The sequence below is a fragment of the Bacillus sp. FSL R9-9410 genome (assembly GCF_038050385.1).
Taxonomy (GTDB): domain Bacteria; phylum Bacillota; class Bacilli; order Bacillales; family Bacillaceae_G; genus Bacillus_A; species Bacillus_A cereus_U.
This window is the reverse complement of the sequence record NZ_JBBOTV010000001.1, coordinates 4,303,807-4,316,193: the sequence shown is the minus strand read 5'-3', so window position 1 is coordinate 4,316,193 and position 12,387 is coordinate 4,303,807. Positions and strand designations below refer to the sequence as shown.

Below are 12,387 nucleotides of genomic sequence, written 5' to 3'. Positions count from 1 at the left end.
ATGTATGAATCTCTTTTTTTTTATTATATTTTAAAAATTTATTAATTTTCAAAATATAAGTCTAGGAATATTTGAATAAATCTAAATTATCGTGTAGAATAATGTTGTAAAATGTAAACGTTTTTCTAAGGGGAGGCTAAAAAGATGGTAGTAGCATACAAACATGAGCCATTTACAGATTTTTCAGTAGAGGCTAACAAATTAGCGTTTGAAGAGGGTTTAAAGAAAGTAGAATCTTATCTTGGACAAGACTATCCATTAATTATCGGGGGAGAAAAAATCACTACAGAAGACAAAATTGTTTCTGTAAACCCTGCAAATAAAGAGGAACTTGTTGGTCGCGTTTCAAAAGCAAGCCGTGAATTAGCTGAAAAAGCAATGCAAGTAGCGGATGCAACATTCCAAACTTGGAGAAAGTCAAAACCAGAAATGCGTGCAGATATTTTATTCCGTGCTGCAGCAATCGTTCGTCGTAGAAAACATGAGTTCTCTGCTATTCTTGTAAAAGAAGCAGGTAAACCATGGAATGAGGCAGATGCTGATACAGCAGAAGCAATCGATTTTATGGAATATTATGCTCGTCAAATGTTGAAATTAAAAGACGGTATGCCAGTAGAAAGCCGTCCAATTGAATATAATCGTTACTCTTACATTCCATTAGGAGTAGGTGTTATCATTTCTCCTTGGAACTTCCCATTCGCAATTATGGCAGGTATGACAACAGCTGCTGTAGTTTCTGGTAACACAGTATTACTAAAACCAGCTAGTACAACTCCTGTAGTAGCAGCGAAATTTATGGAAGTATTAGAAGAAGCTGGTTTACCAGCTGGCGTAGTAAACTTCGTTCCAGGTAATGGTTCTGAAGTTGGTGACTACTTAGTAGATCACCCTCGTACACGTTTCGTTAGCTTCACTGGATCTCGCGATGTAGGTATTCGTATTTATGAGCGGGCAGCGAAAGTAAACCCAGGCCAAATTTGGCTAAAACGTGTTATCGCTGAAATGGGCGGTAAAGATACAATCGTTGTTGATAAAGAAGCAGATCTTGAATTCGCAGCTAAATCTATCGTTGCATCAGCATTCGGATTCTCAGGACAAAAATGTTCTGCATGTTCTCGTGCAGTAATCCATGAAGATGTATACGATCATGTATTAAATCGTGCTGTGGAATTAACAAAAGAATTAACAGTAGGTAACCCAGATGCAAAAGACATCAACATGGGACCTGTTAATGACCAAGCTGCATTCGATAAAGTAATGAGCTATGTTGCAATTGGTAAAGAAGAAGGTAAAATCGTATCAGGTGGCGAAGGAGACGATTCTACAGGCTGGTTCATCCAACCAACAATCGTTGCTGACGTTGCAGAAGATGCTCGTTTAATGAAAGAAGAAATCTTCGGACCAGTAGTAGCATTCTGTAAAGCAAAAGACTTTGATCATGCACTTGCAATTGCAAATAATACAGAATACGGTTTAACAGGAGCAGTTCTTTCTAACAACCGTGACCATATTGAAAAAGCACGTGAAGACTTCCACGTTGGTAACTTATACTTCAACCGTGGATGTACTGGTGCAATCGTAGGTTACCAACCATTCGGTGGCTTTAACATGTCTGGTACAGACTCTAAAGCTGGTGGCCCTGACTACTTAGCACTTCATATGCAAGCAAAAACTACTTCTGAAACTTTATAAGAAATGGTAAAAGAGATCTTCACGGTTTGTGAAGATCTCTTTTTTTTGAGAAATTCTCTATAATAGAAGCTAGTTAATTTAAATCGAGAAATAGTTACCAAATATTACTATGTATTCTTTAGGATTAGTTAAACCCTATTAATATCGGGATAAACATGAAAATAGAAACAAAACAGCGAGAAAAATTGACTTATTAGTCATATTTTTTAGTATTCATTTTGAGGATTTCCTGTATAATACAATTTGAAAGAAAATCTATGGTTTGACAAGAGAACACTCCTTTCGGTTTTGCTCACTGAAAGGGGTGTTTTTTTAGGTCGCTAAAAACTCTTCTGTACTCATTATATTTGCGTATACTCCATTTAAACTCGCCAAAATTGTATTATGAATATAAACAGCTGGTATAGTAGCATTCTTAAATGAAAGATCTTTTGTAGCACAAGCATCGTGTATTACGGTACAGTGAAGGCCAAAATCAAAAGCAGCCCTTACCGTAGCATCAATACACATATGGGTCATCATCCCGCAGATTACGACGTGCTCAATTCCTGAACGTTGTAATCGTTCTAGAAGATCAGTTTCTCGGAAGCTATTTGGATAATGTTTAAGGATAACGGATTCCTCTCTAAGTGGACGGACATTTTCGTGAATATGGACACCTTCTGTATTGGGTAGGAAAAAAGTAGCACTATCCTTTATAGCTACATGTTGGATATGAAAAATAGGTTCGTTTCTAATTCTAAAATGTTGTAGTAGCTGATCAGCATATTCACTTGCTTCTACGGGATTACGTAATTCCATCTTGCCATTTGGAAAATAATCATTTTGAATATCGACGAGCAAAAGGGCTGTTTTCATATATTTATCTTCCTCCGAATTCATATTGAAATACTGTTATTCAATTAGTAGAGAAGATTCTCCTCTTTAAAAGTATGAGTGAGGAGGATGTTACATAACTATAAAAATTACTATTGTATTGTGATTTTTTTATTTGAAAATTTTAATAGAGGAATAATTAATATTTTTCTAAAAAATATATTGACTCTTATTATTCTGAGTTCTATAATGAGAATTAATTAAACGACAATTAAATCGATACACTCTTATCCAGAGAGGTGGAGGGACTGGCCCTACGATACCTCAGCAACGGGTTTTTTAATACCGTGCTAACTCCAGCAAGCTTAAAGTAGGCTTGGAAGATGAGAAGATGTGAACGAGTACATATAAGTGCTCTCCTTCTTATCTTTTACAAGTGATAAGAAGGAGAGCACTTTTTATTTTACCTCGAAAGCTCTACTTCAAGTTTTACAGCATATAGGAGGGAAGAAAATGATTTCTTTTAACAATGTAAGTAAAGTATATGAATCAGGTGGGCAATCTGTTCATGCGGTGGAGGATGTAACGCTGTCAGTTGAAAAGGGCGAAATTTTTGGCATTATCGGATTTAGTGGTGCTGGAAAGAGTACGTTATTACGTTTAGTAAATATGTTAGAACGACCAACTGCAGGAACAATTTCAATAGACGATAAAGATATTACATCATTATCGGCGAAAGAGTTACGGAAACTAAGACAAAGAATTGGGATGATTTTTCAAAGCTTTAATCTATTTAATTCAAGAACAGTGTTTGGGAACATTGCTTATCCATTAAGGTTAGCGAAATTGCCGAAGAATGAGATAAAAGAAAGAGTGAATGAACTACTAAAGTTTGTTGGTTTAGAAGATAAAGCGAACTATTATCCAGAACAGTTATCAGGTGGACAAAAGCAGCGCGTTGGGATTGCAAGAGCACTTGCGACATCACCGGATATTCTCATATGTGATGAGGCAACATCAGCTTTAGATCCGGAAACAACAACAGAAATTTTAAATTTATTAAAGAAAGTAAATAGAGAGTACAATTTAACGATTCTACTTATTACACATGAAATGCACGTTGTGAAAGAAATTTGTCACCGTGTAGCTGTTATGGAAAAAGGAAAAGTAATTGAAGAAGGAAAACTGTTTGACGTTTTCACACAACCAAAAACAAAGACAACTCAAAATTTTGTACGCTCTGTTATTAATGATCACTTACCAGAAAGTGTTCTAGCGAAAATTCAAAACGGAGGTCAGATTTATCGCCTGACTTTTACTGGGGAAGAGACAGGGCAGCCTGTACTATCATATATTGCGAAAAACTATAACGTCGATGTAAATGTTCTTTACGGAAATATTATTGAACTCCAAAATGTGCTATTTGGAAATCTTCTTGTAGAACTACAAGGTGAACAGAAAGAAATTCAAAAAGCATTACAACATCTAAGACTGCAAGTGCAGCTGAAGGAGGTAGAAGCTCATGCGAGTTGATTGGAGTATATTTTGGCCTCGCATATTAGATGCGACGGGGGATACCCTCTTAATGGTAATTGTAACCCTTATATTCGCTACAATTCTTGGTATACCTCTAGGTTTACTTTTATATGTAACGAGAAAAGGAAACTTTTTAGAAAATAAATGGGTCTTTTCTATTCTTAATATCATAATTAATACAATTCGTCCGGTTCCATTCATTATCTTTTTAGTAGCTTTAAGCCCACTAACAAGAAGTGTTATTGGAACAACGATTGGAACAGCGGCAGCAATCTTCCCAATGACGTTAGTTGCATCAATTGGTATTGCTAGAATGGTTGAAACAAATCTTGTTTCTGTTCCGAAAGGGGTAATTGAAGCAGCGCAAGCAATGGGGGCTTCGCCACTCAGAATTGTTTTTGAAATCCTCGTGCCAGAAGCGTTAGCACCATTAATCTTAGGTGTCACGTTTATGACAGTTGGTTTAATTGAATTTTCTGCAGTTGCTGGGCTTGTCGGTGGTGGCGGTCTTGGTGACTTAGCAATGACATATGGTTATCAACGCTTTGATACGTCAGTTATGTTCGTAACGGTCGTTTTACTTATTATTCTTGTACAGGTAGCTCAAAATTTAGGAAACTACTTTGCGAAAGTCTTTTTACGCAGATCATAAAAGGAAGAGGGGAAAAGAAAATGAAGAAAATTTTAGCATTTGCATTATCAGCGATCGTAGGAATTACAGCCTTAAGCGGCTGCTCAGGTGGAGACACAGGTGCAGGAGCTAAAGAGAAAGTAGTTCGCATTGGTGTAACTGGAACGGATGGAAACGCTTGGGAAATTGTAAAGGAAAAAGCTGAAAAAGAAGGGATTAAAGTTAAACTGATTGAGTTCTCTGATTATACAACGCCAAATAAAGCGTTAGCTGATGGAGATATTGAACTAAACTCATTCCAGCACATTGCTTTCTTAGAGCAATTTAAAAAAGAGCATAAATTAGATATTACAGCTGTTGGTACAACACAAATTGCACCGATGGGCTTATACTCTGAAAAATATAAGAAAGCAAATGAAATCCCAGATGGTTCAGAAATTGCTATTCCAAATGATCCAACGAACCAAGCGCGTGCATTAAAACTTCTTGATGCAGCTGGATTATTAAAGCTTAAGAAAGATTTCGGTCTATTTGGGGATCCAAGTGGCATTGCTGAAAATCCGAAGAAGTTAAAAATTACACCAGTTATCGCACAGCAAACACCTCGTGTGTTAAAAGATGTAGCGGCTTCAGTTATTAATAACGGTGTTGCTGGTCAAGCTGGATTAGACCCAGCGAAGGATCCGATTTTCTTAGAAGATCCAAATAATGAAAATGCAAAGGCCTATATTAATATTTTCGCAGCTCGTACGAAAGATAAAAAGGATCCAACACTGAAAAAAGTAATTGAATTATACCATTCAAAAGAAGTAACAGATGCAATTAAGAAAGAAACAAATGATGGTTCCATTTCAGTAGATCTTTCACTTGATGAGCTTGAAAAAATCGTAAAATAATTATCGGGTTTAACGACTAACAGTAGGAACCCCTCCGCTGTTAGCTCGTTCAACATATAATCTACTTAACAAACAAAACCCTAATTCTGTACCTTCCAATTTTGTATAACATAGAATCCAATGTTTGTTAAGTAGAGTGATGGACCAGGAGTTTTCCTGGTCTTTTTTTATTTAAAACAGTTAGCTAATAATAAGGTAATCCAAATTATGATTGGGTAAGAGAGTAAACTGAAAATGAGTGTAATTGCTAAATTCCTTTTATTGATTAAGCATTTTTCTGATGAAAAGAAGAAAACAGAACAATGGAAGCTGCTGATATTACACCTGGATTATAAGAACGATAAATGAAATACAAGATAATATGCTGAACGGCGTTAAAAAAGATACAGCCCTGTATAAAAATGATCCAGTAAATAGAAGATATGATGCTTAATTGATATAGAATGACTATGATTAAGACAAAGGTTGTTAATATGGAAATTGCAATGAAAAATTGTTGGCTAGTTATAAGATGAATGGAAAATTGATTAGCAAGATATTGTGGCATCTGGAAAGATTCTTCAAGGTTATGAATGAAAAATAGTAAAGGAATGATCCAAAGCATAATAGTGGAATGTTTTTTCAGCAACTTACATCACTCCAATAAAGGTATAGAAAGCCTAAAAAGGCCCTCTATACAAAGATAGTTATTCAATTATAATACTTTTTAAATTACCTTCGTGATGCTCTTGTTCTTTCGGATAAGTAGCTAGCTCCTCCTGTAAAATATTTAGTACTTGCTTAGCTGATTGCTGAATCGGATTCGGTAGCTCTTCTAATATACGCATACCGACTTTTATTTTTGTACGAATTACCTTTCTTAGTAGTTCATCATGCATGTACTACACCTCCAAACCGAATGTTTAGTACATCATCTTCAAACTTAGCTCCTTGAATAGAAAGGTGCGTTAATGTTTTTGGCAAGGTGATATTTCGCTTCGCAGAACCGGCTCGAATAATAAGTTCATCACCTTTTTGATTTAATGAAAGTTCACTTTTGTTTGAGAAGGGAATGGACAGAACGAAAATATACTCATCGCCATCTTTTTTTACATATTGTGTGCGACCGTTAAATTTCACTTCCGTAGGAGAAGAGTCAGATTTAAATAAAGCGTCTCCTACACGCTCTAACATAGACAAACCAACAACTTCTTGTTCAAACATCGGAGCTTCGTAAATAGGAAGTGGCTGAAAACTATCTTGAATTAATGTTTTATATTTCTTTTGTGTATCTTTCCATGCTTGAAAATAAGGGTCGGTGACAGTGTTAGGGATGACGCGGTTAATCATAATGGCATCAACGTTATAATCGTATAAGTTTAAATACGTAAAGCTGCGCTGTGCTTCTTTAATGACCATTTTTTCAGGATTTACAACGATGCGGATACTTGTTACCTCTCGGTTTGATAAAATATCTCTCATTTCTCCAAGCTGTTCAAGTGTATTTGTTAATTCGTCCATAATATCATCGGTTGGAAGGGGGATACCAAGGAGTGGTTGAGCTACAGGACGAACGACTTTTAAAACTTTTCTTTTAATAGGAAAGAGTTTTTCCATCCACCAGCCGAGCATGTCTGGAAAGCTGAGCATTGCTAAAGTTTCTCCAGTCGGTGCGCAATCAATAATGATGACGTCGTAAGTGTTGTGTTTATAGTAATCGAGTACTCGAAGTAAGCTAATTAAATCTTCCATACCAGGGAACATCGTTAATTCTTCTGTTGTGATATCATCGGCTGCTTTGGAAGTGAAGAGTAGTGTAATATATTTCTGCAATTTCCCCCAGCCTTTTTCCATTTCATAAATCGTATTAATTTCTTGTGCCCATAAATTTTCACGAATTTCTAATGGCTCAGAAGATAGCTTTATACCAAAGGAATCTCCTAAACTATGAGCGGGGTCTGTGCTCATTACTAATGTTTTTAATCCTTGTTTTGCACTTTGAAGTGCTGTTGCTGCTGAAATGCTAGTTTTTCCTACGCCGCCTTTACCCGTATACAAAATAATTCTCATCATTCTATCCCCTTTGTTTCGAGTATCGAATATTACGAGTTGCGAAATATTTAATTGAATAAAAACCCAACTAGGGTTTTATTCAATTGGAATGTTTTTCATTTTAGGTGTAGAAACCTTTTCTTCTGTTTTTTGCTGTGACGTAGCAATGTGATTCATGATCTTTTGGAAGATTTGTAGTAAGAATGCTTTTTCTTCTTCTGACAATGCTTCCGTCACTAGGCTAAAGTAATGGGCCGCATTTTGTTTCACTTCTTGAACGAGCATTACGCCGTTTTCTGTTAAATGAATTAATACAATGCGTCGATCGCTTTCATCACGGTAGCGTTCAATATAGCCCTTTTTTACAAGGCGATTTACAACGCCTGTCGTTGTACTCATCGGTATATCAAGAAGATCAGCGATTTTTGTCATTGTAATATCTGTATTTCGCTCCATCCAAAGTAAACAAAATACTTCTGTTTTGGAAAGTGTTAAATCAAGGCTTACCCATTCTTCAGGATAGAAAAGTTTCTTGGCGTTATCTAGCAGTAAGTCTAAAAAATGTTCATATTGCAACAATTATTTCCACTCCAGTATATTTCGAGGTTCGTAATATTTGTTTTTATTTTATGTGGAATTGAAATAAATGTCAATGATTTTGATTGTTTTTTCAGATTAGAAAGAAAATTATCTTCAAAATAGCAATTTTTTGTGATAGATTAATAAATAGAAAAAAGAAAATTTACATAAAAATCCATTGTGATAAATATATTTATCTATAATGGGTGTACAGCTAACGAGGGGGAGAACGATGAGAAGACGAAATACGCAAGCGTTCACGTTTTTAGCATGGACTTCATTTGTTTGTGCGCTGTCAGGAATGCTAATTGGGATTTACACGTTAGATGAAACGCTTAGTGTAAAAGGGTACTATTTAATAGGAACATTATTTTTAACGATGTCTTGTTTTGTATTACAAAAAACAATTCGTGATAATGAGGAAGATAATGAAAGATTTCCGAAAAATAAATCGTTAGATAAAGAGTAAATTGTAAAGAAAGGCACTTGCCTTTCTTTTTTTATGTAAAAATGCCGTAAGTGCCGTGTGTTGACTTGCTTGAAGTACTGGAAATTTGGTATCATCAATAGTATTGTAGATTGAACGATATATTATGGAGGTGGCCTAGCCGTGTCAAGAATTTCCGTTGAGAATGTAAAGCACGTAGCACATTTAGCACGTCTTGCAATTACTGATCAAGAAGCAGAAAAATTCCAAAAACAACTAGATGCAATTGTTACATTTGCAGAACAGTTAAATGAATTAGATACAACTGATGTAAAACCAACAACTCATGTATTAACTATGAAAAATGTTATGCGTGAAGATGTGCCAGAAAAAGGTTTACCAGTAGAAGAAGTATTAAAAAATGCACCGGATCACAAAGATAATCAAATCCGTGTTCCAGCAGTATTAGAATAGAGGAGGGAATTTCGATGTCATTATTTGATCATTCTGTATCAGAGTTACATAAGAAGTTAAACAACAAAGAAATTTCCGTTACGGATTTAGTAGAAGAATCTTACAAACGTATTTCGGATGTTGAAGATAACGTAAAAGCTTTTCTTACATTAGATGAAGAAAATGCACGCGCGAAAGCGAAAGAATTAGATGCAAAGATTGGTGCTGAGGATAATGGTTTATTATTCGGTATGCCAATCGGTGTAAAAGATAACATTGTAACTAACGGTCTTCGTACAACTTGTGCGAGCAAAATGTTAGCAAACTTCGATCCAATTTACGATGCGACAGTTGTACAAAAGCTAAAAGCTGCTGACACAGTTACAATCGGTAAATTAAATATGGACGAGTTCGCAATGGGTTCTTCAAATGAAAACTCAGGCTTCTACGCTACAAAAAATCCATGGAACTTAGATTACGTTCCAGGCGGATCTAGTGGTGGTTCTGCAGCAGCAGTAGCAGCAGGAGAAGTATTATTCTCTCTAGGTTCTGATACGGGTGGTTCTATCCGTCAGCCAGCTGCATATTGCGGCGTTGTAGGTTTAAAACCAACTTACGGACGCGTATCTCGTTACGGATTAGTAGCATTCGCATCTTCACTTGACCAAATCGGACCGATTACACGTACAGTAGAAGACAATGCATACTTATTACAAGCTATTTCAGGTATTGACCGTATGGATGCAACTTCTGCAAACGTTGAAGTAGGAAACTACTTAGCTGGTTTAACAGGCGACGTTAAAGGTTTACGCATTGCTGTACCGAAAGAATACTTAGGCGAAGGTGTTGGCGAAGAAGCTCGTGAGTCAGTACTAGCTGCTTTAAAAGTGTTAGAAGGTATGGGCGCAACTTGGGAGGAAGTATCTCTTCCGCACTCTAAATACGCTCTAGCAACGTATTACTTATTATCTTCTTCTGAAGCATCTGCGAACCTTTCACGCTTTGATGGCGTACGTTACGGTGTTCGTTCTGATAATGTAAATAATTTATTAGATCTTTACAAAAACACACGTAGCGAAGGTTTCGGTGATGAAGTAAAACGTCGTATTATGCTTGGTACATTTGCTCTTAGCTCTGGTTACTATGATGCATATTACAAAAAAGCACAACAAGTACGTACATTAATTAAAAATGACTTTGAAAATGTATTTGCTAACTACGATGTTATTATTGGACCAACAACGCCAACTCCAGCATTTAAAGTGGGCGAAAAAGTGGACGATCCAATGACAATGTATGCAAATGACATTTTAACAATTCCAGTAAACTTAGCGGGTGTTCCAGCGATTTCTGTTCCATGTGGATTCGGTGCTAACAACATGCCACTTGGTTTACAAATCATTGGTAAACACTTCGATGAAACGACAATTTACCGCGTTGCACATGCGTTTGAGCAAGCAACAGACTATCATACAAAAAAAGCAAGTCTGTAAGGAGGCGAGCATAGATGAATTTAGAAACAATTATTGGTTTAGAGGTTCACGTTGAGTTAAAAACAAATTCGAAAATTTTCTCTGCGAGTCCAACAGAATTCGGAGCGGAGCCAAATACACAAACGAGTGTAATTGACTTAGGATACCCAGGGGTACTTCCTACTTTAAATAAGGAAGCAGTTAACTTTGCAATGAAAGCTGCAATGGCATTAAACTGTGAAATCGCAACGGAAACGAAGTTCGACCGTAAAAACTATTTCTACCCAGATAATCCGAAAGCTTACCAAATTTCTCAATTTGATAAGCCAATTGGTGAAAATGGTTGGATTGAAATCGAAGTAGACGGTAAAAAGAAACGTATCGGTATTACACGTCTTCATTTAGAAGAAGATGCTGGTAAATCAACGCATACAGCTGAAGGTTCATTAGTAGACTACAACCGTCAAGGTATGCCTTTAATCGAGATCGTATCTGAGCCAGATATGCGTACTCCAGAGGAAGCATATGCCTACTTAGAGAAGTTAAAATCAATCATTCAATATACAGGTGTATCTGATTGTAAGATGGAAGAAGGTTCTCTTCGTTGTGATGCGAATATTTCCCTTCGTCCAGTTGGACAAGAGAAGTTCGGTACAAAAGCAGAACTGAAAAACTTAAACTCTTTCAATTACGTGCAAAAAGGTCTTGAGCATGAGCAAGTGCGCCAAGAAAAAGAATTATTATCTGGCGGTATCATCCAACAAGAAACACGTCGTTATGATGAAGCAACGAAGAAAACAATCTTAATGCGTATAAAAGAAGGATCTGACGATTACCGTTACTTCCCAGAGCCAGACTTAGTTGAACTTTACATCGACGATGAGTGGAAAGAAGAAATTCGTGCTTCTATTCCAGAACTTCCAGATGCACGTAAAGCTCGCTATGTTGAAGAAGTTGGTTTACCGGCTTATGATGCGCATGTATTGACATTAACGAAAGAGATGTCTGATTTCTTTGAAGCAACAGTTGCAGAAGGTGCTGATGCGAAATTAACATCAAACTGGTTAATGGGTGAAGTACTTGCATACTTAAACAAACAACAAAAAGAATTAAAAGACGTTGCATTAACGCCTGCTGGCTTATCTAAAATGGTTCAATTAATTGAAAAAGGTACAATTTCTTCTAAAATCGCGAAGAAAGTATTTAACGAATTAATTGAAAAAGGTGGAGACCCAGAAGAAATCGTTAAAGCGAAAGGGCTTGTTCAAATTTCTGACGAAGGAACACTTCGTAAGGTTGTAACAGAAATTCTTGATAATAATGAGCAATCTATTGAAGACTTTAAAAACGGTAAAGACCGTGCAATTGGCTTCTTAGTTGGTCAAATTATGAAAGCTACAAAAGGACAAGCAAATCCACCGCTTGTTAACAAAATCTTACTTGAAGAGATTAATAAGCGCTAAAATAGTATAGATTCTTAAAGATTAAACAGAAAAAACACCCGTATTTGGGTGTTTTTTCTGAGTTAATCAAACGTTTGTTTAAATGGTGAAAAATAATTTAAACAAACGTTTGATTAACTGTCAAAAGTGAAAAAATGTTTCTATAGCAACTATGGTATGATAGTTGCAAAAAGGTGGGAATAATGATAAATCTAGACATAGAGGTTTTTTTCATCTCGTGAAATAATAGATAATTATTATTCATTATATGTAAATTGATGTGAGAGAATGGATAGACATAAAGTGAAACTTTAATCAGTGGGGGTTTTGTTCATCCCCCACTGATTATTAGCCTTCACCAATCGGGCATTTACGGGCAGTTGATCTCCCACATAACTTCTTTGCCCCAGCC

12 protein-coding genes, 1 pseudogene and 1 riboswitch are annotated in these 12,387 nt (G+C 36.2%); of the genes and pseudogenes, 8 read left to right on the top strand and 5 right to left on the bottom strand.

Going from position 1 to position 12,387, the window contains the following annotated elements; all coding sequences use genetic code 11:
- Window positions 1-144: 144 nt before the first annotated feature.
- Complete coding sequence (gene pruA, locus MKX77_RS22345; protein WP_215555054.1) at window positions 145-1,692, top strand: L-glutamate gamma-semialdehyde dehydrogenase; 1,548 nt, start codon at window positions 145-147, stop codon at window positions 1,690-1,692.
- A 312-nt stretch (window positions 1,693-2,004) separates the two neighbouring features.
- On the opposite strand, the gene MKX77_RS22340 is transcribed toward pruA, so the two are convergent.
- A complete protein-coding gene (locus tag MKX77_RS22340; protein WP_002159488.1) occupies window positions 2,005-2,550 on the bottom strand; it encodes a cysteine hydrolase family protein in 546 nt (181 codons plus the stop codon).
- A 242-nt stretch (window positions 2,551-2,792) separates the two neighbouring features.
- Window positions 2,793-2,898: riboswitch (SAM riboswitch) on the top strand.
- 123 nt (window positions 2,899-3,021) lie between these two features.
- On the opposite strand from MKX77_RS22340, the gene MKX77_RS22335 reads away from it, so the two are divergent.
- From MKX77_RS22335 to MKX77_RS22325, 3 genes are read left to right on the top strand one after another with little or no spacing between them, the layout of a single operon-like run.
- Window positions 3,022-4,041: a methionine ABC transporter ATP-binding protein gene (locus MKX77_RS22335; RefSeq protein ID WP_002029486.1), complete on the top strand. Its 1,020-nt coding sequence runs from the start codon at window positions 3,022-3,024 to the stop codon at window positions 4,039-4,041.
- Entirely contained in the window at window positions 4,031-4,696 is a 666-nt protein-coding gene (locus MKX77_RS22330; protein WP_002091343.1) for a methionine ABC transporter permease, read from the top strand. The genes MKX77_RS22335 and MKX77_RS22330 overlap by 11 nt, the downstream gene beginning before the upstream one ends.
- A 20-nt stretch (window positions 4,697-4,716) precedes the next feature.
- Window positions 4,717-5,571 (top strand): MetQ/NlpA family ABC transporter substrate-binding protein, encoded by an 855-nt coding sequence (locus MKX77_RS22325; RefSeq protein WP_215555057.1) that lies wholly within the window; start codon window positions 4,717-4,719, stop codon window positions 5,569-5,571.
- A 167-nt stretch (window positions 5,572-5,738) separates the two neighbouring features.
- Here the strand turns inward: MKX77_RS22325 and MKX77_RS22320 are convergent.
- The 4 genes and pseudogenes from MKX77_RS22320 to MKX77_RS22305 form a co-directional block, all read right to left on the bottom strand.
- A pseudogene (locus MKX77_RS22320) lies at window positions 5,739-6,199 on the bottom strand (HXXEE domain-containing protein).
- Window positions 6,200-6,257: 58 nt separating this feature from the next.
- The gene (locus MKX77_RS22315) at window positions 6,258-6,449 is read right to left on the bottom strand and encodes a DUF3926 domain-containing protein (RefSeq protein WP_215555059.1); all 192 of its coding nucleotides are present in this window, start codon (window positions 6,447-6,449) and stop codon (window positions 6,258-6,260) included.
- Window positions 6,442-7,623, bottom strand: a complete 1,182-nt coding sequence (locus tag MKX77_RS22310) for an ArsA family ATPase (protein WP_341307835.1) — start codon at window positions 7,621-7,623, stop codon at window positions 6,442-6,444. Before MKX77_RS22310 ends, MKX77_RS22315 begins: the two co-directional genes overlap by 8 nt.
- A 75-nt stretch (window positions 7,624-7,698) precedes the next feature.
- Window positions 7,699-8,181, bottom strand: a complete 483-nt coding sequence (locus tag MKX77_RS22305) for a MarR family winged helix-turn-helix transcriptional regulator (protein WP_341307834.1) — start codon at window positions 8,179-8,181, stop codon at window positions 7,699-7,701.
- A gap of 232 nt (window positions 8,182-8,413) precedes the next feature.
- Between MKX77_RS22305 and MKX77_RS22300 the strand changes: the two genes are divergently transcribed.
- The 4 genes from MKX77_RS22300 (at window position 8,414) to gatB (ending at window position 11,996) form a co-directional block, all read left to right on the top strand.
- The gene (locus MKX77_RS22300) at window positions 8,414-8,650 is read left to right on the top strand and encodes a YiaA/YiaB family inner membrane protein (RefSeq protein WP_002029490.1); all 237 of its coding nucleotides are present in this window, start codon (window positions 8,414-8,416) and stop codon (window positions 8,648-8,650) included.
- 141 nt (window positions 8,651-8,791) lie between these two features.
- The gene (gene gatC / locus MKX77_RS22295) at window positions 8,792-9,082 is read left to right on the top strand and encodes an Asp-tRNA(Asn)/Glu-tRNA(Gln) amidotransferase subunit GatC (protein ID WP_000086999.1); all 291 of its coding nucleotides are present in this window, start codon (window positions 8,792-8,794) and stop codon (window positions 9,080-9,082) included.
- 14 nt (window positions 9,083-9,096) lie between these two features.
- Complete coding sequence (gene gatA, locus MKX77_RS22290) at window positions 9,097-10,554, top strand: Asp-tRNA(Asn)/Glu-tRNA(Gln) amidotransferase subunit GatA (protein ID WP_002139408.1); 1,458 nt, start codon at window positions 9,097-9,099, stop codon at window positions 10,552-10,554.
- Window positions 10,555-10,568: 14 nt separating this feature from the next.
- Window positions 10,569-11,996, top strand: a complete 1,428-nt coding sequence (gene gatB, locus MKX77_RS22285; RefSeq protein ID WP_002201956.1) for an Asp-tRNA(Asn)/Glu-tRNA(Gln) amidotransferase subunit GatB — start codon at window positions 10,569-10,571, stop codon at window positions 11,994-11,996.
- Window positions 11,997-12,387: the final 391 nt, after the last annotated feature.